The 22356-nt window shown below is 53.9% G+C and carries 21 protein-coding genes and 1 pseudogene; 13 read left to right on the top strand and 9 right to left on the bottom strand.

Annotation, left to right across the window (positions count from 1 at the left end; all coding sequences use genetic code 11):
• The first annotated feature begins 246 nt into the window (after positions 1-246).
• Both FFS57_RS03495 and FFS57_RS03500 read left to right on the top strand, forming a co-directional pair.
• Entirely contained in the window at positions 247-1002 is a 756-nt protein-coding gene (locus FFS57_RS03495) for a competence/damage-inducible protein A (protein ID WP_137936370.1), read from the top strand.
• Positions 995-1351, top strand: a complete 357-nt coding sequence (locus tag FFS57_RS03500; protein WP_137936371.1) for a thioredoxin family protein — start codon at positions 995-997, stop codon at positions 1349-1351. The genes FFS57_RS03495 and FFS57_RS03500 overlap by 8 nt, the downstream gene beginning before the upstream one ends.
• A gap of 223 nt (positions 1352-1574) precedes the next feature.
• On the opposite strand, the gene FFS57_RS03505 is transcribed toward FFS57_RS03500, so the two are convergent.
• Together FFS57_RS03505 and purU are read right to left on the bottom strand one after the other, a co-directional pair.
• Positions 1575-2120: a hypothetical protein gene (locus FFS57_RS03505; protein WP_137936372.1), complete on the bottom strand. Its 546-nt coding sequence runs from the start codon at positions 2118-2120 to the stop codon at positions 1575-1577.
• Positions 2121-2123: 3 nt separating this feature from the next.
• Positions 2124-2978 carry a formyltetrahydrofolate deformylase gene (purU, locus tag FFS57_RS03510; protein ID WP_137936373.1) on the bottom strand — a complete coding sequence of 285 codons (855 nt, stop codon included), beginning with the start codon at positions 2976-2978 and terminating at the stop codon, positions 2124-2126.
• 268 nt (positions 2979-3246) lie between these two features.
• Here purU and FFS57_RS03515 point away from each other — a divergent pair, with 268 nt between their 5' ends.
• The 5 genes from FFS57_RS03515 (at position 3247) to FFS57_RS03535 (ending at position 9554) form a co-directional block, all read left to right on the top strand.
• Entirely contained in the window at positions 3247-6132 is a 2886-nt protein-coding gene (locus FFS57_RS03515; RefSeq protein ID WP_137936374.1) for a ribonucleoside-diphosphate reductase subunit alpha, read from the top strand.
• Positions 6133-6216: 84 nt separating this feature from the next.
• A complete protein-coding gene (locus tag FFS57_RS03520) occupies positions 6217-6678 on the top strand; it encodes a hypothetical protein (RefSeq protein ID WP_137936375.1) in 462 nt (153 codons plus the stop codon).
• A gap of 456 nt (positions 6679-7134) precedes the next feature.
• Positions 7135-8241: a ribonucleotide-diphosphate reductase subunit beta gene (locus tag FFS57_RS03525; protein WP_137936376.1), complete on the top strand. Its 1107-nt coding sequence runs from the start codon at positions 7135-7137 to the stop codon at positions 8239-8241.
• A 672-nt stretch (positions 8242-8913) separates the two neighbouring features.
• Positions 8914-9207: an RNA polymerase sigma factor gene (locus tag FFS57_RS25690; protein ID WP_249383863.1), complete on the top strand. Its 294-nt coding sequence runs from the start codon at positions 8914-8916 to the stop codon at positions 9205-9207.
• Positions 9207-9554 (top strand): hypothetical protein, encoded by a 348-nt coding sequence (locus FFS57_RS03535; protein WP_137936377.1) that lies wholly within the window; start codon positions 9207-9209, stop codon positions 9552-9554. The genes FFS57_RS25690 and FFS57_RS03535 overlap by 1 nt, the downstream gene beginning before the upstream one ends.
• 50 nt (positions 9555-9604) lie before the next feature.
• Here the strand turns inward: FFS57_RS03535 and FFS57_RS03540 are convergent, their stop codons facing one another.
• Positions 9605-10168 carry a TetR/AcrR family transcriptional regulator gene (locus FFS57_RS03540; protein WP_137936378.1) on the bottom strand — a complete coding sequence of 188 codons (564 nt, stop codon included), beginning with the start codon at positions 10166-10168 and terminating at the stop codon, positions 9605-9607.
• A 109-nt stretch (positions 10169-10277) separates the two neighbouring features.
• On the opposite strand from FFS57_RS03540, the gene FFS57_RS03545 reads away from it, so the two are divergent.
• The gene (locus FFS57_RS03545; protein WP_137936379.1) at positions 10278-11297 is read left to right on the top strand and encodes an NADP-dependent oxidoreductase; all 1020 of its coding nucleotides are present in this window, start codon (positions 10278-10280) and stop codon (positions 11295-11297) included.
• A 155-nt stretch (positions 11298-11452) separates the two neighbouring features.
• Here FFS57_RS03545 and FFS57_RS03550 read toward each other — a convergent pair.
• Positions 11453-11908, bottom strand: a pseudogene (locus FFS57_RS03550) (type 1 glutamine amidotransferase domain-containing protein); the annotation flags it as partial.
• A gap of 25 nt (positions 11909-11933) precedes the next feature.
• Positions 11934-12611, bottom strand: coding sequence for a type 1 glutamine amidotransferase domain-containing protein (locus tag FFS57_RS03555; protein ID WP_137936381.1), 678 nt, complete (start codon positions 12609-12611; stop codon positions 11934-11936).
• A gap of 218 nt (positions 12612-12829) precedes the next feature.
• Between FFS57_RS03555 and FFS57_RS03560 the strand changes: the two genes are divergently transcribed.
• Entirely contained in the window at positions 12830-13732 is a 903-nt protein-coding gene (locus FFS57_RS03560; protein ID WP_137936382.1) for a LysR family transcriptional regulator, read from the top strand.
• A 53-nt stretch (positions 13733-13785) separates the two neighbouring features.
• On the opposite strand, the gene FFS57_RS03565 is transcribed toward FFS57_RS03560, so the two are convergent.
• On the bottom strand, positions 13786-14178 hold the full coding sequence (locus FFS57_RS03565) for a GFA family protein (RefSeq protein ID WP_137936383.1): 393 nt from the start codon (positions 14176-14178) through the stop codon (positions 13786-13788).
• A 210-nt stretch (positions 14179-14388) separates the two neighbouring features.
• Here FFS57_RS03565 and FFS57_RS03570 point away from each other — a divergent pair, with 210 nt between their 5' ends.
• The 4 genes from FFS57_RS03570 (at position 14389) to FFS57_RS25105 (ending at position 18352) form a co-directional block, all read left to right on the top strand.
• Entirely contained in the window at positions 14389-16053 is a 1665-nt protein-coding gene (locus tag FFS57_RS03570) for an acid phosphatase (RefSeq protein WP_137936384.1), read from the top strand.
• A gap of 359 nt (positions 16054-16412) precedes the next feature.
• The gene (locus FFS57_RS03575; protein ID WP_249383864.1) at positions 16413-17120 is read left to right on the top strand and encodes an epoxyqueuosine reductase QueH; all 708 of its coding nucleotides are present in this window, start codon (positions 16413-16415) and stop codon (positions 17118-17120) included.
• Positions 17121-17255: 135 nt separating this feature from the next.
• Complete coding sequence (locus FFS57_RS03580) at positions 17256-18053, top strand: DUF1835 domain-containing protein (RefSeq protein WP_137936385.1); 798 nt, start codon at positions 17256-17258, stop codon at positions 18051-18053.
• Positions 18054-18178: 125 nt separating this feature from the next.
• The gene (locus tag FFS57_RS25105; protein WP_171013551.1) at positions 18179-18352 is read left to right on the top strand and encodes a hypothetical protein; all 174 of its coding nucleotides are present in this window, start codon (positions 18179-18181) and stop codon (positions 18350-18352) included.
• Positions 18353-18407: 55 nt separating this feature from the next.
• On the opposite strand, the gene FFS57_RS03585 is transcribed toward FFS57_RS25105, so the two are convergent.
• The 3 genes from FFS57_RS03585 to FFS57_RS03595 form a co-directional block, all read right to left on the bottom strand.
• Positions 18408-20462, bottom strand: a complete 2055-nt coding sequence (locus FFS57_RS03585) for a reprolysin-like metallopeptidase (protein ID WP_137936386.1) — start codon at positions 20460-20462, stop codon at positions 18408-18410.
• Between the two features lie 644 nt (positions 20463-21106).
• The gene (locus tag FFS57_RS03590) at positions 21107-21442 is read right to left on the bottom strand and encodes a hypothetical protein (protein WP_137936387.1); all 336 of its coding nucleotides are present in this window, start codon (positions 21440-21442) and stop codon (positions 21107-21109) included.
• A gap of 65 nt (positions 21443-21507) precedes the next feature.
• Complete coding sequence (locus FFS57_RS03595) at positions 21508-22350, bottom strand: hypothetical protein (protein WP_137936388.1); 843 nt, start codon at positions 22348-22350, stop codon at positions 21508-21510.
• Positions 22351-22356 lie beyond the last annotated feature (6 nt).

Here is a 22356-nt window from a genome sequence, read left to right on the forward strand (position 1 = left end):
TCTCGAACATGCGCCCCCTAAGAACTTGTTCAATGTCTTACTGCGTGACCACGACCGGGGCTCATGTGCTGCTCAAAATCCTCATGCATCACACCTACACTCCGGTTTTTGCGCTGCGCTTCACCCTGCTGGTGGCCGCTCATCGCAGACCTTGAACAGGTTCTCAGGGCATCCCAACTTGGATGCAAGCCACTAGCAGGTTACATGCCTGCCAATTTGCTTCCGTTTTGTCTTCGGAGTTCAATCATGGTTTTCGGTGCCATTATCATTGGTGATGAGATCCTTTCCGGCAAGCGAGAGGATAAACATCTGCGGCAAGTCATTACAGAACTGGGTAAACATGGCCATGAACTGGCATGGGCGCACTACCTGGGGGATGATCGTGCAAAAATCGTCGAGACATTGAAGCTCACGATGACAACAGACGATGTTGTGCTCTGCTTTGGTGGTATTGGCGCCACGCCTGATGACCACACCCGCCACGCCGCAGCCTTGGCCGCAAACGTTCCACTTATCCCCCATCCGGAAGCCGTCGCCTTGATAGAACGACAGTTTGGTGAACAGGCACACCCCTACCGGGTATTGATGGGTGAATTACCAGCAGGCTGCACCCTGATCCCGAACCCAATCAACAATGTCGCCGGGTTTTGCGTTGGCCAGCATCATTTTTTGCCCGGATTCCCACAAATGGCTTGGCCCATGATGGCATGGGTACTGGAAACCTTTTACTCCAATCCGTCAACTGAAGCTGCTATTGAATTGACGCTGATTGTGCCCAATGCAAAAGAAGGTGATCTGATTCCCGCCATGCAAACTTTTGTTGCCCAATACCCAACCATCCGCTTCTCCAGCCTGCCCAGCTTTGCCACCGCTGATCGCCCACCGCAGATCGAGTTCGGCATCCGCGGCCCCAACAAGGTGGCGGAACAAGCCATGCAGGCTTGGCGCGAACAGTTGCAAGCCTTGGGTTACCCCATTCAGCACGGCCCACACCATGTCTGACAACGCCCAGCTTGCATTTCAAACGCTACACGGTGGCCACTTCCATCAAACACTCCATCAATTGACTGGCATTGCACTCGTATTATTTGGGCAACCTGGATGCGGCACCTGCCGCCACGTAGAACAACAATTACCCGTAGTAGCGGACAAGCTGGTTCAACACCTGCTAAAAGTCGATGTGCAACGTGACCCAGCCATCGGGCGAGAATTCAATCTGTTTCATCTACCTGCATTATTCATCTATCGTGACGGCCACTTTCACGCTGAACTTCAATGTGAAATGACACGATCGGCCCTGGCGCACACGCTAATGGCACGCCTTACCGAACCCGCCCAAGAAGCCCCCTGACAGACCGTTTTCGCTCCCAAGGCATGCAAATAGCACGTTACGCATAAACCTCATTGCTCTTACAAAAATCATGATGGTATCGGTCGCCACATGGAGAATACATGGGGCGACCTACTGTCCGCGAGCTTGGAGTAGATAGATTCTGATAAAAATGCAGGATTTCAGATAAATACAAAGCAAGCAACAAGCGGACCACTGGCCCGCTCATTGACATAGGATTGCCTTATTTGGCGGGCAAGGAGATCCAGCCGGCTTGCACCGCAAAAGTCGCCACCACCAGATAACCTGCGATCGCCATCGGCAAAAACAACAATACACCGCCGATAACGTGTGTACGGCGAACACCTGTCGACAGGGTCAATGCGTGAATCACAATCGCCACACTATAGGCAGACAAGCCGACAGCCAACACATCGACCAACGGGCGGGTGAACCAGCTCAACAATGGTGTCAGCAAATTCACACCACTGGCAGCGACAAATAGCGGAAGCAGATCCCCGTCGCCACGCCAGTTGTCCCCCTGACGCATCCACCAATTGAAAAACCAGTTCATCAGCAGCAATTCCACCCATTCCAACATTACAAAAAAGCCAATGCGGGCTGGTACAGGGGCATCGATATCAGTCGCGGCTGCCGCACTGAAAATACCCATCAGGGTGACCACCAGCATGATCTGCCAAAGCGGGTATTGATACTCAGGCAGCGGTTTTACACGAAACCGCGCCAGATCAAGCATGTCGTTAATAAGTTGATAAGGTGTCAAGGTCATCGATCAGTCAAAAATGACGGTTTTCTTGCCGTACTCCAAAATCCGGTGTTCCAGATGCCAACGTACAGATCGCGCCAGGACAGCCTTCTCCAAGTCACGTCCTTTTTGGATCAAGTCATCAACCGAATCCCGGTGCGAAATGCGGATCACACCTTGCTCGATGATTGGCCCGTCGTCAAGCACCTCGGTCACGTAATGGCCGGTTGCACCAATCAGCTTCACACCACGCGCATGGGCGCGATGGTAGGGTTTGGCGCCATCGAATGCGGGTAGGAAGGAATGGTGGATGTTGATGATCTGCTGCGGATAATGCCGCACGAAATCCGCCGACAGCACCTGCATATAACGTGCAAGCACGATCAGGTCAACCTTGTGTTCCGCCAGCAACGCCAGCTGCCGAGCTTCCGCCTCGGCCTTGTTCTCATGCGTCACATCCACATAGTGAAACGGGATACGATGGAACTCCACCATGCGACGGGTGTCTTCATGATTGCTGATGATGAGCGGAATCTCACATTGCAACTCGCCACTTTGGAAGCGGTACAACAAGTCTTCCAGGCAATGGTCATACTTGGATACGAAAATCGCCATCCGGGATTTGTTCTGCGACAACTTAAGACGCCAGTACATGTTGAAGCGGTCGGCAATGGGCTGGAACGCGGCTGAAAATGCATCCACTGCCAACTTGAAGTCGGACAGATCCCACTCCACACGCATCAGAAACAAACCCTGATCGCCGTCCTGATGCTGGTCGGCATGCAGGATATTGGCATCATAGGTATACAAAAAATTAGCAATCGCCGCTACCAGTCCGCGCTGGTCAGGGCACGAAATCAACAGGGTCGCTGTGTTCTTCATGGTTCTCACTCGATTGGTTTTTGCCCGATTCTAGCAGAATCGCCACATGCGGATGCGCCACATTGGCTAGGGTTTTCCCCGCCGGCCCTAAGCGCTGACCATGCAAAAAACCAGCCCCAGATCAATATGCCAAGCATTATTTTTTCTTGTTGCAATTTTCCGTCAGCACACTAGAATTCGCCCTAAAGAACACGTATAACCACTATATATTGTGTTGTTAACAGCCTATCCACAGTCTATCAACAACTTAATAACCGGAGAATCTGGCATGCTCAACTCCACCACCGACACGGCATACAGCGCCGCCGTTCCCCCAACGGCCGGCGGGTATCCACAGGAAACCGCCTCGCATCAAGAATACCAGGCCTACAAATGCATTCGCCGTAATGGCAGTGTGGTGCCGTTCGAACCGATGAAAATTTCGGTTGCGATGACCAAGGCTTTCCTGGCGGTGCATGGTGGCCAAGGCGCCGCGTCGGCCCGCGTGCGCGAACTGGTCGCGCAAATGACTGACATCGTGATCCGTCAACTGATGCGCCGCAAACCTGAAGGTGGCGCCATTCATATTGAAGAGATCCAGGATCAGGTCGAACTGGCGCTGATGCGTTCGGGCGAACATGACGTAGCCCGTGCCTATGTACTGTACCGTGAGATGCGTTCCCGCGAGCGCGCAGAGCGCGGTGAAGTTGACGTCACTACCGCCATCAATGTGGTGGAAAACGGTATCAGCCAACCCTTGGACATCAACAAACTGAACGCACTGATCAAGTCAGCCTGCAAGGGATTGGAACAGTTCACCGATGCAGAACACATCCTGACTGAAACGCAAAAGAATCTGTACGACGGCGTGCCTGCTGAAGAAGTACGCAAATCAGCTGAATTGTCAGCACGTCAGTTGATCGAAAAAGATCCCGCCTATAGCTATGTGACTGCCCGCCTGCTGCTGAACCGCCTGCGCCGCGAGGTGCTGGGTGAAGAAGTCGCCCATGAGGACATGGCCACCCGCTATGCCGAATACTTCCCGTCATTCATCAAAAAAGGCGTCGAGGCCGAGCTGCTGGACCCCGCCCTGCAACAATTCGATTTAGCCCGCCTGGGTGCCGCTATTGTACATGACCGTGACTATCAGTTCGGTTACCTTGGCCTGCAAACCCTGTATGACCGTTACTTCCTGCACATCCACGGCGATCGCATCGAACTGCCGCAGGCGTTCTTCATGCGTGTGGCCATGGGCCTGGCCATCAACGAAATCGACCGCGAAAGCCGCGCTATCGAGTTCTACAACGTGCTGTCTACCTTCGATTTCATGTCGTCGACCCCCACATTGTTCAACTCAGGCTCGCAACGCAGCCAGCTTTCCAGTTGCTATCTGACCACCGTGGCAGATGACCTGGACGGCATCTATGAAGCACTCAAGGAAAATGCCCTGCTCTCCAAATTTGCAGGCGGCCTGGGTAACGACTGGACCCCTGTCCGCGCATTGGGCAGCCACATCAAGGGCACCAATGGCAAATCGCAAGGTATCGTCCCCTTCCTGAAAGTCGTGAACGATACGGCCGTCGCAGTCAACCAAGGTGGCAAGCGCAAAGGCGCTGTCTGCGCCTACCTGGAAACCTGGCACGCCGACGTTGAAGAATTCTTGGAGCTGCGCAAGAACACGGGTGACGATCGCCGTCGTACACACGACATGAACACCGCCAACTGGATCCCTGACCTGTTCATGAAACGCGTCATGGAAAATGCAGACTGGTCGCTGTTCTCGCCATCTGAAGTGCCCGATCTGCATGACCTGTACGGCCAAGCGTTCGAAGACGCTTACCTGCGCTATGAAGAGAAAGCCGCCCGTGGTGAAATGCGTGTTCACAAACGTATCCCGGCACTGCAACTGTGGCGCAAGATCCTGACCATGCTGTTTGAAACCGGCCACCCATGGATCACCTTCAAGGACCCATGCAACATTCGCAGCCCACAACAGCATATGGGCGTGGTACATAGCTCCAACCTGTGTACCGAGATCACGCTGAACACCAATGACAACGAAATCGCCGTGTGCAATCTGGGCTCGGTCAATCTGGTCAACCACATGAAAGATGGCCAACTGGATAGTGAAAAGCTCAAACGCACCATCAAGACGGCCATGCGGATGCTCGACAATGTGATCGACATCAACTTCTACCCCGTGAAGAAGGCACGCAATTCCAACCTGCGCCATCGCCCGGTTGGCATGGGATTGATGGGCTTCCAGGATTGCCTGCATATTCAGCGCATTGCCTACGGTTCGGATGCCGCCGTCGAATTTGCCGATCGCTCAATGGAACTGATCGCCTACCACGCCTACTGGGCATCGACCGAGCTGGCAGAAGAGCGCGGCAAATACCCAAGCTATGCGGGCAGCCTGTGGGATCGCGGCGTACTGCCGCAGGATTCGATCGACCTGCTGGCCATGCAACGTGGTGGCTATCTGGATGTTGATCGCTCCACCACCCTGGATTGGGATGCCCTGCGCAGCCGAATTCAACAGCACGGTATGCGTAATTCCAACTGCCTGGCGATTGCACCGACTGCAACTATCGCCAACATCGTGGGGGTATCGGCTTCCATTGAGCCGACCTACCAGAACCTGTTCGTGAAATCGAACCTATCTGGCGAATTCACCGTGGTCAACGAATACCTGGTGAAGGATCTGAAAGAACGTGGTCTGTGGGACGAAGTCATGATCTCTGACCTGAAGTACTTTGATGGCACACTGGGCCGTATTGATCGCGTACCGCAAGACCTGCGCGAACTTTACGCAACCGCCTTTGAAGTGGACCCGAAATGGCTGGTGGAATGCGGCTCTCGCCGCCAGAAATGGATTGACCAGGCGCAGTCGCTCAACCTGTACATGTCCAACGCATCGGGCAAAAAGTTGGACGAGTTGTACAAGCATGCGTGGATCAAGGGCCTGAAAACCACTTACTATCTGCGCACCCTGGCTGCCACCAGTGCCGAGAAATCAACCGGCCGCGGCGGCGAACTGAATGCAGTCCCTGTGGATGGTGGATTGTCGGCAGCACCCGTGGCCCCTGCCAGCAACTATTCGGCGGGTGACAACGCTGCGGAAGGGGCGAAGTTCTGCTCGATCGACAACCCTGAATGCGAGGCGTGTCAGTAAGCACTGATGCCCCCACTGGCCTCCCCGGCCAGTGGGGGCACTGATTGAATCACCTTGCCACTGCCTGATCTGGAGGACCCCAGCGTGAAAATCGTACCCGCCCTTGCCACTGCCCTGCTATTGTTCAGCCCATTTTGCCAAGCATTGGATGCCAAAGAAGAGAAAAAGCTGACCACCCTATTGGAATGCAAAGGCAAGTACGGTGACCTGCTGGATTTCGCCACGGCAGTAGATCAACTCCCTGGCATCAAAGAGCTGGAATCCAAAAACCCTTTCCTTAAGCTCTATCAACTGGATAAACCCATTCGCGCCAATCAATACCAATCTGATCAACTGGTCTTGGCCGGCAATGGCATCAGCTTGATGTTACCGGGCGAAAGCAAGGAGAACGTAGGCGCCAAACTGAAACTGGCCAAATTTGAGTTAACACCCAGCAAGGTATTTTTCATCAAGGAAATCAAAAAAGTAGGTAAGTTGACCGCATCGGACGTCACCACACATCCCGATACAACACTGCTAGGGTGCGAATACAACTCGCCATTTTAGCCTGGATATTTCGCAAATTCGCGAGATGATGGTGCAGGATTTTGATTCATAGGGAGATTTCGTGAAGGAGTCGCGTAGTGGTTCTTACGCGCGACAGAACGAAAATCTTCATATGGATCAAAAGACAAGCTAGCACTCGCGTCAATTTATGAAATATCCAGGCTAGCTATCCAGTTTAGTCATCAGGGGCTGTGTCGCACGACTGCCCCATGCTGCCGGGTGCACTGCATCTGGCTCACTGCGCCACAGGCCGCAATCGCGGCCAAACAATGTCCATCTTCAAGCCGACTGACAAGCCGGTTTCAACATGGGCATTGCTCATTCAGCCTCGCCATGATGGCAGTACCCGCCAGCACCGAGGGCTAAACACAAAAAGAATGGCTTGACCGAATCACCGATTGGATTGTTTTCCAGATGAACTGGTCAAAGTCCATAGACAAGAAAGGAATACCGCACATGTTGAATTTTGACGACAACCCGGCAGCCACCCGCCCCAGCACGTCCAACCAGCCACACCACGCCGGCAGCATGGTTGCTGCAGATAACAACCGTGTTTCCGCTGTCGACAAACGCATCATCAACGGCACCACCGACGTCAACCAACTGGTTCCGTTCAAATACAAATGGGCTTGGGAAAAATACCTGGCCACCTGCGCCAACCACTGGATGCCGCAGGAAGTGAACATGCAGCGCGACATCGAACTGTGGAAAAACCCCAATGGTTTGACCGACGACGAACGCCGCCTGGTCAAGCGTAACCTGGGTTTTTTCGTCACCGCAGACAGCCTGGCCGCCAACAACATCGTCCTGGGCACCTATCGCCAGATCACCGCACCAGAATGCCGTCAGTTCCTGCTGCGCCAAGCCTTTGAAGAAGCCATCCACACCCATGCCTACCAATACATCGTGGAAAGCCTGGGCCTGGATGAAGGCGAAGTATTCAATGCCTATCACGAAGTGAAATCGATCCGCGACAAGGATGAATTCCTGATCCCGTTCATCGACACCCTGACCGACCCGACCTTCAAAACCGGCACCCTGGAAACTGACCAAGCGCTGTTGAAGTCCATCATCGTCTTTGCCTGCATCATGGAAGGCCTGTTCTTCTATGTCGGCTTCGTACAGATCCTGGCCCTGGGCCGTCAAAACAAGATGACCGGCGCTGCTGAGCAATACCAGTACATCCTGCGTGATGAATCCATGCACTGTAACTTCGGCATCGACCTGATCAACACCATCAAGCTGGAAAACCCACAGCTGTGGACCGACAGCTTCAAAGCGGAAATCATCGAGCTGTTCAAGCACGCAGTGGAACTGGAATACGCCTACGCCGAAGACACCATGCCCCGTGGCGTACTGGGCCTGAACGCCAGCATGTTCAAAGACTACCTGCGCTTCATCGCCAACCGCCGCATGCAACAAATCGGCCTCGACCCGCTCTTCCCCGGTGCCACCAACCCCTTCCCGTGGATGAGCGAAATGATCGACCTGAAGAAAGAGAAAAACTTCTTCGAAACCCGCGTGATCGAGTACCAATCAGGTGGAGCCCTGAACTGGGATTGATTTGACCGTCGTCGGGCGACACATAATTTTTCACCCGACGACACACAATTTTTCATTATGTTGCCAACAATAAGCCTCGCAACTGGGGCTAATAAAGCTAGGTGGCGCGAAATCTGCAGCTAGAAACGCGAAACCTATGGATTTTGTTCTGTTGATAGGCCCGCCCCTAAGGTGGGCCTGTTTCGGGAATTAGCGTGGTGCAGGTAAACCCCCTATGTAAAACCAAGCCTGATGGTACGCCTTATCATAGGTGCCAGTCCGTTGAGGCTGAGATTCAGGAGCTTATTGCCCTAAGCGCTGCTGAACTGGAGCGCCGGTCAGCCCTTTGGCCAAGCACCGTACCGGGGTTCATTTCTCCTGAGGCGCTGGTTTACTTCGCTCGAAACCTGCCGGATGGGATTTGTCGGGACAAATTGACGGAGCAGCTGCTGAACCGAGTAGTTCGTCGAGTACGGACGCAGGTGGTCATGCAATGTCTCTCACCAAAATGAACATCCGGGAGGATGTGGTGACCATTTTGTTGATCTTCTGCTGAGCGACCAGGATGGGTATGACGACCGCCTCGACTACTACGAAGTCAACTTCAACTCGGCCATAGCTTGGGATCGGCAAGACGCTAGCACTCGTCATTGGACACACGAGAATCGGAACGATGAACTTGGCTCTGACGAGGTGGAGGTTTCCGACCGAGTGGATGCTGCAGCTGGGGACTACGACCCCTTTGAGGTCGACGAACTCGACAAAAAATATTACCGGTTGTGGCTCGGCGATGCGATTGACAGCTTGCCTGAATTCCAACGGAGAATCGTCGAGATGTTACGCCAAGAAATTCCCATTGAGTCGAAGGACCCATCGATTTCGTCCATCAGCAAGGTTTTGGGCAAGACCGAGAAGACCATCCGCACGCACCGAGACAAAGCTTTCACTACGTTGAGGTCACATCTCGAACGCAAGGGGAGAAGATAATGGCTGAGAATTCGCCGACTACCCGAGAAGATGTTCTAGGTGTGTTCGCTATGGACTTCGAACCGGGGAAATGCGGAGTGCTGGAGCGATACCTTTCGCAGCACCCCGAGTATTCGCTACAGCTTTTGGACCTATCTCGAGAGATTGATGAGGACAGGCCCTTGAGTGCTGATGAATTTGCGACTGTAAACCTGAGCATGCATCGGCTTCAGAGGCGCATGGCAACGCTTCAGTCTTTGCAGGATGCGCCTGCCAAGATATTCATTGAAGCCGCCAAAGCATCGGCATTACCGATGCAAGCTGCCCTAGCCCTGCGTGAACGTCGAGTAGAGACATCAACAATATGACCGACAATTCAAAGAGTTCTACAACTGCCGAGACAGTCCAATTGATGTAATCATACGGAAACGGGCACTCCATTTGTCAGTATCGAGCTGGCAATTACACCGAAGAGATGATCTATCCGTGAGGTATGTGCGGGTTGATCATTGAGCCAAGCCAAGGCGCCAACTAAGGCAAATAGGTCTGCACCATCTATGTCATTACGAGCAAGCCCCTTAGCTTGAGCACGGTTCAGTAGCCGCTCACCAGAAGCTCGCATTGATAGGCACGAGGCATGAAGTGCCGAATCCGGATCTTCAATCGCTGCCGTCATCGAACCAATAACGCCACGGTGGCTATGAGCGACCGCGATGGTTTCACGCAGCCATGACACAAGAGCCTCATCCACTGCATCGGCAGTTTCAAGTTCTTTGGCTTTGGCCGTGAGCTCGTCGAAACTCGCACGCAGTAGAACTTCTAGCAGTGCCTCCCGAGTTGGAAAGTGGCGATAAAGCGTGCCTAGGCCCACATCCGCCCGCCTAGCTACATCTCGTAATGAGGCTTCGACACCTTGTTCATTGAAGACTTCACGAGCGACCGCAAGCAAGCGGTCGTAGTTTTTTTTTGCATCAGCTCTCATAGTTTGGACTTTACAATCGGATCACCGCTCCGTATATTTGGATCACCGCTCCGTTTTAGCGGAGCGGTGATCCATTAATGTTAGTTCATTCTCGCCCAAGGAGGAAGTCATGTTATCCAAGACCATGAAAGCAGTTCGTCTGCATGAGTTCGGAGGCCCTGATGTGCTGCGCTATGAAGATGCCCCGATGCCCGAGCTGAAAAGTGGAGAGGTACTTGTTCGTGTTCACGCCGTAGGCATTAACCCCCCCGACTGGTATCTGCGCGATGGCTACAAGATGCTGCCTCCCGAGTGGCAACCGAAGGTAAATTTCCCAGTCACCCTTGGGACCGATGTTTCCGGCGTTGTTGTATCTGTAGCGAATGACGTCAGCCGCTTTTCTGTCGGAGACGAGGTGTATGCGATGGTTCGCTTTCCAAGCGGGATGGCCGGCGACAGTAGGGGCTATGCGGAATACATCAGCATCCCGGAATCTGAAGTAGCGCTTAAGCCAACCAGTATCGACCACGTGCATGCTGCCGCGGTGCCAATGTCTTTGCTAACCGCATGGCAATTCATGATTGAGCTGGGGCATGACGAGCCCAATCCCCTTCAGCCAAACAAACATGAGCCGGTACCTCTTGAGGGAAAGACTATCCTAGTCAATGGCGCCGCTGGCGGTGTTGGGCACTTTGCTGTGCAACTGGCCAAGTGGAAAGGTGCACGTGTAATTGCCGTAGCTTCCGGTAAACATGAGGCCTTGCTACGTGAACTCGGCACAGATCAATTCGTCGACTACACCACGACGACTCCAGAGAACTTTGTCCGCGACGTTGATCTAGTCATTGACTCCGTTGGTGGTCCTTCTTCGGAGCGTTTCCTTCGCACACTCAAACGTGGTGGTTCGCTCTTCCCAATTTTCCCCTTAGGCTTCGCCGGTGCTGATGAGGCAGCGAGGTTGGGTATCAAGATATCGGCAACTCAGGTTCGATCTAGCGGTATGCAACTGGCGGAGCTCGCACACTTGCTTGATACAGGACTAGTGCGTGTCGTGATTGACAGTATCTACCCCCTTGCAGATGCGTACCAAGCGCACGAGAGAGTAGCCCGTGGACATATCCAAGGAAAGTTGGTGCTCACGGTTCGCTAGTTGCTGAGATTACAGAGCGTTCCAGCGCATGTGTCCGCGGAGGCTACTTTCTCTACTGATGATCAAGAGCCAACGGTACTTTCTTGATCTGCAGTATGCAGCCCCCAACAGTAGAACTACCAATTAGAGATAAGCTGAATGACTAACATCACGACCAGCAGGGTGCCGCCCGACAACATGGTATTGAGCAGACCGCTATAGCCGTGACAAACGGATGAGACGATGCCGCCACGTTCATAAATGTCGCGGGTGATGGCCTATAGTGCCTCATTGCTTGGAAAATCCCACATTACCCCGTGGCCGCCGGCGAAGTAGATCATGCCGTAATCCTTGGCATTGACTTCTTCAGGCCACGCGGTCATTGCCAGTGCTTTGGACAAGACCGGGTCTACCTGCCCTCGTCGTGCCGAGCTATCAAAATAAGGCCATTTGAGCGAGCGCGGCTCGATTGGAATGGCACCACCCGATGGGCTGACAATGTGCTGCTCATATCCTTCGGCGGCGAATTCGTCATAGGCGTGTGTCAGTTCGGATAGCCGCAGACCGGCGGGGCGCGCGGCATCGTCGTCATGGCTGACGTTGGAGACGACGTGGAGCATGCGCTTGCTCATCTGTGGCTCATCCTTTCTGTAATATTCAGCCCAGCAGTGCGAGCAAGGCTTTGGCTACACCTTCGGAGCTGGCAGGATTCTGTCCGGTGACAAGGCGCCCATCTGTCACGATGTGTGGGTGCCAGTCCGCACCTTTTTCGTAGTGACCACCAAGCCGTTGAAATTCGTCTTCAATCAGGAAAGGTACGACAGCAGCCAACCCCACGGCGGCCTCCTCGCTGTTGGAGAAACCCGTCACCTTGCGGCCGGCGATCAGCGGTTGCCCATTTACGTTGCGTGCTTTGATCAATGCCCCCGGGGCATGGCAGACCAAGCCAAGCGGTTTGCCAGTACGATCGGCAGCTTCGATCAATGCGATCGAGGCGGCGTCGTTGGCCAAATCCCACAACGGGCCATGGCCGCCAGGGTAGAAGACCGCGTCGTAATCTGCGACGGAGACGGATGCGAGCGGTAGCGTCGATGCCAAGTGTTGCTGTGCTGTGGGATCTTGGCGGAACCGTTGGGTTGCTGCGGTTTGCGCATTTGGCTCGTCACTTTTGGGATCAAGCGGTGGCTGCCCGCCAGCTGGCGAGGCCAGTGTCATGGTGGCCCCGGCGTCCTTGAACACATAGTACGGCGCGGCGAACTCTTCCAGCCAAAACCCGGTTTTGTGGCCAGTGTCGCCCAGGCGGTCGTGCGAAGTCAGGACCAGTAGCATTTTCATGATGTTACCTTTCAATATTGATGAGTAATGGCGCCCGCGACCAAGTTGAAGCGAAGACGCCGAATGTTTATCACAGCAGATGCTGACCTACTTCTTTTTCGTTCACATGGTTGAACGAAGATCGTCCTGGGCTGCTGCTCGATGTCCGCTACTTTATTCCGCCCTTCTGCAGCGATAAACTATCTACCAACCAAATCATTTGTGCCTCAAAGGACAAAATGAGTCGCAAGTTCGATCACCTCGCCGACGTCGAAGTCTTTATGACCGTCATGGAACATGGCTCGTTGACAGCTGGTGCGGTTGCCCTTTCCACAACGCCATCCGTCGCCAGCAGGGCCATCAGCCGGCTTGAAGCCAAGCTTGGGACGCAGTTGCTTCGGCGTACCACGCGCCAACTGAGCCTGACGGACGCAGGTAGAATGTATCTGGAGCAAGCCCGAATCGCCCTGTCGACGATTGATGAGGTTGAACGTGCAATCCAGGGGCAGGATGGTGAATTGACCGGCCTGGTGCGGATCAGTGCACCCACCACCTACGGACACTATCGGCTGCCGGCAAAACTACGCCGGTTCCGCGAGCGCTATCCCAACGTCAAAGTAGAACTACACATCGCCAACCGCAATGTCGATCTGGTCGCCGAAGGTTTTGACATGGCCATCCGCGTGGGCCGTCAGCCAGACAGTGGGTTGGTTGCACGTCAGCTGGAGGACGCACCGAAATGCGTGGTGGCAGCGCCCGCTTATCTTGCGCGTGCGGGCCAACCAACCAGTCTGCAAGCGCTGGAAAGGCACACATGCTTGTCGTTTTTGATGCCCAGCACGGGACGCCCAAACCCTTGGACATTTCGTTCTGACGGCAAAGACATTGAATGGCTGCCACCGGCCACCATCACAGTCTCAGAAGATGTGCTGGGTGTGGTATCACTGGCAGAACAAGGGCTAGGGCTTTGCCAGATCTACGACTTTGTGGTGAAGGAATGCATTGATAGCGGCCGGCTCGTGGAAGTCCTGACCGAACTACGCGGTTACGCCAACCGCTTCTCGTTGATCTACCCACCGCATCGTCGTCTTTCTGCTGCCTCGAGAGCCATGATTGAAATACTGACCGAGACGAGCGATTGAGCAGCGCAGTGCTACTTTCAATCAACTAACCACTAACCCGTAGTTTGTACCAGCTATGCCTCGAAACGGTTGTTGGCGTCACGATCGCGCTCGTATCGCCTCGTGATCGGAAACGGCGGCAACCAGGACTCACGACGGACAGTCCAGAGTTCGTAGGTGGGTGTCAGTTGATCAGGGGTATCCAGGGTGCCCAGGTTGACTCCGATTTCATCTGCAGTGCGTGAGAATACGGGCGAACCGCAGCGGGGGCAGAAATACCGTCCGGCGTAATCACGTGTTTCGCCATCAATCGTCACCGCTTCCTGCGGGAACACCGCTGAAGCGTGAAAAAGCGCGCCATGATGCTTGCGGCAATCGAGGCAGTGACAAAGGCCGACCCGGTAGGGGCGTCCCGATGCCACTATTCGGACATTGCCGCAAAGGCAGCCACCTGTGAATCGGTCCATGCTGCATCCCCTGGAAAATCAAGCAGTCAGAATAGTTGCAACGGCAAACAGTGTCCATCCACGGCAAGTGGCCATGCTTGGCACCGATATGAGCAGGTCGTTGCCAGTCACGCCATGTCATCCATGCCGATACAAAGCTGTCATTGAGCCAAACAAGCCTAGAGGGGTACATTATCGACCGTCGTTTTGACATCTTAAGGAAACGCCACAATGAAGAAAAACAAAGCGTCCAGCACGGGTAACCCTGATCCGCTCGACAATAGGCCAGATGCGCCTGCCGACCCATCCCGCCGCCGCCTGTTTGAAGGCTTGGCGGCGATTGGTGCCAGTACGATGCTGCCACTTTCCACCAATGCAGCTGCGACATCGCGCACCGGTTCGCTTGATAACAGACTGAAGGAGAAGGTCAAGCATGTTGTGGTGATCTATCTGGAAAACCGCAGCTTCAACAATCTGTTTGCTGCCTTCCCTGGCCTGAAGTCCCCGCTTTCTGACGCCAGCATTGAGCCTCAGAAAGATCGTGATGGTAGCGAACTCACGACCTTGCCCAAGGTATGGGGGGGAATGGTGCAACGTGGTCAGTCTGTGGGTGGCCAACATTATCTGATCAAGGAGGATGACATTTCAGGCTTGCCCAATGCACCTTGGGTTTTGAAAGATAAAAACAATGCGCCACTGCCTGAATCCATCATCACGCGCGATCTATGGCATCTGTTCTACCAGAACCAGATGCAGATCAACGGTGGCAAGAACGACAGCTTTGTGGCCTGGGCCGATTCAGGCGGCTTGCCGATGGGTTACTACAGCGAGACCCACAAGAATCTGAATTTGTGGGCGATTGCCCAGCAGTTCACGCTGTGCGACAACTTCTTCATGGCTGCATTTGGCGGCTCGTATCTGAATCATCAGTTTCTGATTTCTGCCCGCACGCCGGAATACTTCAATGCCCATGAGACAGCGGCCAAAAAGAAAATTGCAGTATTGGACGACGGCCCGACTGGTTATCGTCTGACGGTAGATCCCGCGTCACCGGACTCGGCGCTGGCGGGGCCACCCAAGTTTGTCAACAATGGTGCCATCACACCGGATGGCTTCGCCGTCAACACCATGGCACCGCCATACCAACCCAGTTTCGTCCGCCCGGCTGAAGGCGGCGACGACCGTTATGCTGATCCAAACGACCCGTCCACCCTGCCACCGCAAACCTATGACACCATTGGTGATCGGTTATCTGCCAAGGGTATCAGCTGGGCCTGGTATGGCGGTGCCTGGCAAACCGCGTTGAATGGCAAGGGTGGCGGCCACCTGCCTAACTTCCAATACCACCATCAGCCGTTCAATTACTTCAAGCGTTACGCTCCTGATACCGACGCTCGCACACGCCATCTGCGTGACGGTGGTGTGGGAGATAGCCCGATCAGCAACAAATTTCTGGCCGATGTGGTGGCGGGAAAACTACCGCCAGTCACGTTCTACAAACCGCAGGGCAACCTGAATCTGCACGCGGGCTATTCCGATGTAGAAAGTGGTGATCATCACGTTGCAAACGTCTTGCAACACTTGATGAGCAGCCCGCAGTGGAAGAACATGGTCGTGATCATTACTTTTGATGAAAACGGTGGATGGTGGGACCATATTGCCCCACCCAAAGGTGACCGGTGGGGCCCGGGCAGCCGCATTCCGGCCATCATCGTTTCGCCGTTTGCCAAGAAAGGCTATGTCGACCATACGCTGTATGACACTACCTCGATCATCCGCTTCCTGTCACGTCGCTTCGACCTGCCGGACCTTGAGGGTGTCAAACTGCGTAATGAAGCCTTTCTGGCACGAGGTGCCACGCCCCCGGGTGATTTAACGGAGGCGCTGCAGCTGTAAAGCTTGTTCAAGGTGTGCAGTTCATGGCAGGTGGCGATTTGTACCGTGACCTGCCCACGCAGCACTACGCGAACACATTGAGCAAATGACAGGCTAGCTTGACCTGCACCGGCCAGTCGGCTACCGCCGGTTGGTCATACTGCGGGCATGGCGGTCTTTCCCGTCCAACCACCATCTGGCGAGAGGGTGGATTGTGCGATCGACTATTCTCATCTCATCATTAAAAGATTTCACGTGGCTAACATTGCAAGACGTGAATCGCATAACCCTACAATATAGGGTTTCAATGTTTCGCAAAACGGCCGCATTGCTTGTGTATTGATGCCACGCCCAAGCGAGCACACATTCCAGGTAAGGATATGACTGAAACCAAGCGTTCACCGCTACCGCTTCCCAATGGCCAGAGCAAGGTGTTGCTGCATTCATGCTGTGCGCCCTGCAGTGGTGAGGTGATGGAAGCAATGCTGGCATCGGGGATCGATTTTACGATTTTCTTTTACAACCCGAATATCCATCCACGTAAAGAATATGAATTACGCAAGAACGAGAATATTCGCTTTGCGGAACAATTTGGCGTGCCGTTTATTGATGCCGACTATGATCGGGACAATTGGTTTGCTCGGGCCAAAGGGATGGAGAACGAGCCAGAACGCGGCGTTCGCTGCACCATGTGTTTCGACATGCGGTTTGAACGCACCGCATTGTATGCACATGAGCATGACTTTCCGGTCATCACCAGCTCACTGGGGATTTCGCGCTGGAAGAATATGCAACAGATCAACGATTGTGGGCATCGCGCTGCGGCACATTATCCGGATTTGATGTATTGGGACTACAACTGGCGCAAAGGCGGGGGTTCCGCACGCATGATTGAAATCAGCAAGCGGGAAGCGTTCTACCAGCAAGAGTACTGTGGCTGCGTCTATTCACTGAGAGATACCAATCAACATCGGGTTGCGATGGGTCGGGAGCGGATCAAACTGGGCGTGCTTTACTATGCACCATCAGTCAATCAGGCGACCCATTCTACAGACACGAACGAATCGGAAACACCCGGTCAAGTTTGATCGGAGAAATGACCGTCATGGCGAACGTTCCACATCGGGCGGTGTCACTTGTTGCTCGTATCGTGCATTCCCATCCGCAATGTAAAGTTGACGGAACGGGAGGCTCCCCTTCATTTCCATGACTGATTGGGTTTCATGACACATTCTCGTTACATCGCCTGGGGTGACAGTGCTGTAGGCAATCTGAAGCAATTGAATAAATTGACCGGACAATCCCATGCCATCATTGCAGTTCTGGATGATTTCCGGATGGGGCCATTGTCGGACGCGGACCAGTTATCCCCTACCCTACGCACCGACTGGTGGAAAGCCGTGTGGTCCGCGCAATGGTGGTACAACGAAGCAGAATATGAAGCGGAATTGGTGGCGTATTTCGCCGAATCTCAACACCACCTGCTGTCGGCCCTGGCCACCCCAGAACCCATTACCATCTGGATTGGCAACAACGCGCATGACCGACTCATGTTGGCCATGATTGCAAGCCTGACACCAGAGCAGACCCCGCTGTCGATCGTGGATGTCACCGGACACGTACCCTATCATCATGAAGGGCAATACGCTGTCGCCATGTGCCCACCGGAATCGCTCATGCCGCTCGCCCCCCGGCCGCTTTCTGACACAGAACGCACCGAGCTTGGGCAGCTATGGGCGGACTGGAAATCAAAGGGATTGGGCTGGCGGGAAATCGACGCAGATGGCCGGATTGTGGATTACCCGCTGGATCATCTGGATGCAGTATTGCTGGCCAAAACAGCTGAACTGAGCCCGCAATCCTCCAGTCGTGTGGTGGGTGAAATCATGGGTCAGCATCCGGGCATGGTGCCAGACAGCTTCCTGTTCTGGCGTTTGGAGCTGCTTCGTCAAGCAGGCCGGGTTGTGTTCACACCACGTCAAGGCCCAGCCCCCCAGGCCCCGACAGTGACGCTCGCATAGCATGATGACCACCGCAACTAACCAGGTGACGGCATCATGTTCTGAGAACCTGTTCAAGGTCTGTCATGAACGGCTGCCAGCGGGGTGATGCGCCACACAAAAACCGGAATACAGGTGTGTGACACATGAAGATGTTGAGCAGCACATCAGCCCTGATCGCGTTTGCGCAATCAGACATTGAACAGGCACTGAAAGCGGCCAGACCACATTGCGTGATTCATGCAGCCACTTCACCGCTTCAGCAGAAAGGCCTCGCATTGCGAGGCTTTGCTGCTTGGCGCTACCGATTTGGATACTGAACCATGTGCCGTTACCTGTCGATGGCAACGAACCGGCCCAGCCACAAGATGATGCTTATCGAATGATGAAGTTACCTGGCGAAACGGCAAAGAATACATGGTTCGCGCAGCTGACCTTGATCCTGGCTCGAGAGGTTCCATCAGGAACGGATGGCAACATGACGCTCGCGCTCCCGATGTTAGGTGCTGCAGCAAGCAGCGGATCAGGCAAATAGGTATAGCCGCCATTCAACGACAGATCGATACGCACCTGTTTGCATGAGATCGGTGCCTCATCGGTCTTTGCCACATCCCATCCAACCGTTTGCACCGAACCACCCGTCAGTACATCAAACTTTTTCGGCAATGTGACGGCAAACGCGCTGCCCGTGTTACGCACGGCCAGTACCGTATCAGCGGTGGCAGTCGTGGCCTGTGTATCAAAGTTGTCACGCACGGTCAGGCGGAAGGTCAGCTTGCGATCCATTGCCGGGTAGGCTTCGCCATTCCCGAGTGGTTCGTCACCCAGTACCGCAGCCAGACGAGGGAAGACCCGCTCACCACTGGTATTGGGCAGATAGGACCGGAACAGGGGGCCTTTGCCATCGTCTTTGAGTACTTCCCCTTGTACTGGTCCTGCGTCCAGTTGCTCCCAAGCGTAGGTCAAGGTAGCGTCAGGGTTACCCGTTGCCTTGCCTTGCAATACAAAAGGTGTGCCCGCTGGAATCGTCAATGTCTTGAATCCACCCCCTGGCATGGTCTGCGGATCGATCCACGGCGCATCGTTGGCATTGATGCTTTTCACTGCACATGCCCCACCTTTTGATGCGATCCAGGCTTGAATCTGATCCTGATTCACCGCATGGAAATAAGGATCGGAATTGCTTTGCAGATTTTCCTTCACCCCACATATACCCGCATACCCCATGATGGTAGAACCACTACCTGGCTCCAGCGCGGAACGCTCCAGCGTGGACCGACGGCCATTGCAACGGTTGAAGCTGTGCCATGCGCCAAACTGGTGTCCTAATTCATGTGCTACATAATCGACATAGAACGCGTCGCCCACTGGATTGTTTCTTCCCGTAGTACCGGCAGCCTTGTTGTCGAGGCCAGGATTATCCATGCAGGTACTGCCGATACGGCCAACGACACCACCGCTGCCCAGATCGACCACATGGCCGATATCAAAATTGGGGGCACCAATGACCTTGTTCACGTTTTCAACGTTTTGCAGCAGAATGTCGCCCGGCTGCTGGTAAGGGTCGGTGGCGGGATCGGTATAAATGATCTGGTCATTGTTGACGACCAGCGTCAAATGCACGCCAATGTCCTTTTCGAATATCTCGTTGACACGATTGATCATGAAGCTGACTGCAGCCAATCCGCCAGGCACCGTGCCGCCAAACTTGCTGGTATAGGCGCTGGTTGCTGCAACGGCAATACGGTAGTTGCGACGGATGTTGCCACTGGCGGCCATCGCCTGTCTGTCACGGGTCTTTGCAACGAACTCCGGTTGGTTGGCGAGGCGCTCCAACCCCTTCTCATGAAATGGCTGTACCGATGCGGGCAACGCACTGCGACGGAAGCTCCAGTATTGAGCCCCGTTGAGTGGCGCGATGAGCGCTTTGCCACTCAGCGTTTCCACTGGTTGCACCAACCAAGCGCCATCCTTCTCATACACGATGGCTTTCATCCCTTGCGGTGAAACATCCAGACGCAAATGGCGGCCTTTGCCATCCGTTCCTTTCAGGCTGCGAATTTCCGGGTAACGCTGTGCCAACGAGGGTGGCAATACACCGGAATCGGTTAGGATGAATTCGGTGAAGCCCCCTTCCGGCAACGGCAATGATAATCGAACGTTCGGGCCTGCCACCTTGTCAAGCGTATCACCGGCGCTGATGGGAATGGCGGCGATTTCCGCCTTCAGGCCGGCGAAATCAAGCGACACGGCCCGAAAACGGGCTGGCTGCGGGCCGACATTTTTATTGAGCGAACGGGCACCGTGCTGTGCGGGAAGATCCTCCCATAACAGTCGAGTGTCAGCAGCAAAAGCTGTCGCCGACACCGCACTGCCTGCCAGCACGATCAATGCATGTTGGATAAGACGGCGAGTTGATACTTTCGTCACTTCATTTCCTTCCAAGCAAATTAGAAAAAATGATTCAGAATTTACAAACACCAGCCCATGCAATTTACAAAACCAACAATTCACAACCAAAAAAACGATTACACCTTTAAAATTTCCGAATGCATCATAGATACATGTAATCACGATTGCAACAGCACAAAACAATACCAAGCCCAAATATCCACGACCACAAAAACCAATCTATGCACGATCAATATTACGATATACGGCAGTCATCAATGCCAAATCCATCATACCCTCAGCCCCATCAAGAAAAATCAGCTCAACCATTCAGATCGGGTCTGACAAGCCACCTGCCATCCACAACCGGCATGACCTGGTGAATATACAGCGATGATAAATGACTTACCTCCATTCAAAACCATGAAAATAAAAAATTCCACCCAACCCAAGCGTCAAAGCATCCATCAACACCAATCATGAATCATCAAATACGGTCGATCACAAATAGTCATGTCGCACACACATTTTCCACAACAAGAATAAATCGACAGCAGACAAAACGGAGCAGAACATCAATTCAGGCAGAAATGACCGGCAATTCAACATCGAAAACCATGTTTAAACAGAAAAGCGGATACCAGAATAGGCTATTGAGTGGACGAGTGGTGACAAACAACTCATCATTCAGCAGTGAAGTGGGCGCGTAGTCTCAGTGCCTGGCGCTTGAGTGCTCGCAAGACCTGTGCAAGGGCAGCTACAGCACGTGCCACACAACGCGAGCTGGTCTGCCAATGACAGATGGACACCTGCTTGCAGCGCCGACCAAGCCTGGTCGCGTTACTGAATACGGCTTCATCACTGCAGGGTAGCTGGGGTGTAAAACGCAACAGCCCCTGATTGATTTGGGGTGCCCACATCAACCTGGCCCCAGGCAATGCGGCAATGTCCATCGCCCGCTCCTGGGCAGCATCGCAACACCAGTCGATCAATGCAGTCGCACTATGCCGTCCATGCATGAAATACTGGCGCCCTGTCTGCTTTTCAACATGACACCACCGCTTGGCCGATAACGGTCACGGTGTCAGATCTGTAATGCTTGCAAGGCATGATCGAAAGGAATGACATGTGTCGGATCAATTGGCCAGAGTGACGAGGTATGCCGGATGGCCATTTTCCAGTCGTATGGGTAGTGATCTGCGTGGTCTGGCGTTTGCACCAGGCCACGATGGATGAGCAGTTCCTGAGCAGTCTCGACCGTAACGTCATCCAGTTCGATGGCGGTCGGCTCTGCAGTCGCCAGATCGAAGCTGCCATCGACGTTGAGCAAGGCAAACCGGTCCGTCAGATAGTTTCGATAGAAACGGGAGCGCCATCTTGAATTGGAACCCCACCCATGGGCCGGATGATTGGTCTTGCGGCGGAACCGGTGATGAGTGAAATAAAGCGTGCTGCGATCCGCGATGCCTTCAATCATGCCCCAGGATGGATGGGCATACACATCGACAGCGCATCTTGAGAACACCAGCTCGCCCAAACGCAAACCTGGCCAGTGCGTGGTGCCCACAACAATGCCTTCGGCCAGGGCAGGCCAATTACCCATACCCACTATTTCACACAGCACAGGGTTGAAGCCTGACTGGCCATCAAAACATTCAAAACCCAACTCGGTGAAAAAACGTCGATACTCCCCCAGCGATACCCGCAACGGTGTCAACAAGTGATCATTCAGCACCGACAACGCAAACCAGGACCACAAGTCTTCTGCTGCAACCTGCCCCGGCAGCGCATGGCGAAGCGCTCGGCAATGATCGAGCGATTGCATCCAATCCTTTGCAGTGCTCAGGTTGGGTAGCAAGATATCCGTAAACAAGGTATCGCCATCATAATTGACAGCTTGTTCGTATAATTCGCGAAAACTATCCATGACCAC

The organism is Chitinivorax sp. B, from assembly GCF_005503445.1.
Lineage (GTDB): Bacteria > Pseudomonadota > Gammaproteobacteria > Burkholderiales > SCOH01 > Chitinivorax.

Bases quoted from the DNA above. Each gene is read 5' to 3' on its own strand.
- FFS57_RS03575 (WP_249383864.1), top strand. From the start codon at position 16,413: ATGACTGAAACCAAGCGTTCACCGCTACCGCTTCCCAATGGCCAGAGC.
- FFS57_RS03580 (WP_137936385.1), top strand. From the start codon at position 17,256: ATGACACATTCTCGTTACATCGCCTGGGGTGACAGTGCTGTAGGCAAT.
- FFS57_RS03495 (WP_137936370.1), top strand. From the start codon at position 247: ATGGTTTTCGGTGCCATTATCATTGGTGATGAGATCCTTTCCGGCAAG.
- FFS57_RS03535 (WP_137936377.1), top strand. From the start codon at position 9,207: ATGGCTGAGAATTCGCCGACTACCCGAGAAGATGTTCTAGGTGTGTTC.
- FFS57_RS03560 (WP_137936382.1), top strand. From the start codon at position 12,830: ATGAGTCGCAAGTTCGATCACCTCGCCGACGTCGAAGTCTTTATGACC.
- FFS57_RS03540 (WP_137936378.1), bottom strand. From the start codon at position 10,168: ATGAGAGCTGATGCAAAAAAAAACTACGACCGCTTGCTTGCGGTCGCT.
- FFS57_RS03555 (WP_137936381.1), bottom strand. From the start codon at position 12,611: ATGAAAATGCTACTGGTCCTGACTTCGCACGACCGCCTGGGCGACACT.
- FFS57_RS03565 (WP_137936383.1), bottom strand. From the start codon at position 14,178: ATGGACCGATTCACAGGTGGCTGCCTTTGCGGCAATGTCCGAATAGTG.
- FFS57_RS03500 (WP_137936371.1), top strand. From the start codon at position 995: ATGTCTGACAACGCCCAGCTTGCATTTCAAACGCTACACGGTGGCCAC.
- FFS57_RS03590 (WP_137936387.1), bottom strand. From the start codon at position 21,442: ATGCATGGACGGCATAGTGCGACTGCATTGATCGACTGGTGTTGCGAT.
- FFS57_RS03595 (WP_137936388.1), bottom strand. From the start codon at position 22,350: ATGGATAGTTTTCGCGAATTATACGAACAAGCTGTCAATTATGATGGC.
- FFS57_RS03570 (WP_137936384.1), top strand. From the start codon at position 14,389: ATGAAGAAAAACAAAGCGTCCAGCACGGGTAACCCTGATCCGCTCGAC.
- FFS57_RS03525 (WP_137936376.1), top strand. From the start codon at position 7,135: ATGTTGAATTTTGACGACAACCCGGCAGCCACCCGCCCCAGCACGTCC.
- FFS57_RS03515 (WP_137936374.1), top strand. From the start codon at position 3,247: ATGCTCAACTCCACCACCGACACGGCATACAGCGCCGCCGTTCCCCCA.
- FFS57_RS03505 (WP_137936372.1), bottom strand. From the start codon at position 2,120: ATGACCTTGACACCTTATCAACTTATTAACGACATGCTTGATCTGGCG.
- purU (WP_137936373.1), bottom strand. From the start codon at position 2,978: ATGAAGAACACAGCGACCCTGTTGATTTCGTGCCCTGACCAGCGCGGA.
- FFS57_RS25105 (WP_171013551.1), top strand. From the start codon at position 18,179: ATGAAGATGTTGAGCAGCACATCAGCCCTGATCGCGTTTGCGCAATCA.
- FFS57_RS03545 (WP_137936379.1), top strand. From the start codon at position 10,278: ATGTTATCCAAGACCATGAAAGCAGTTCGTCTGCATGAGTTCGGAGGC.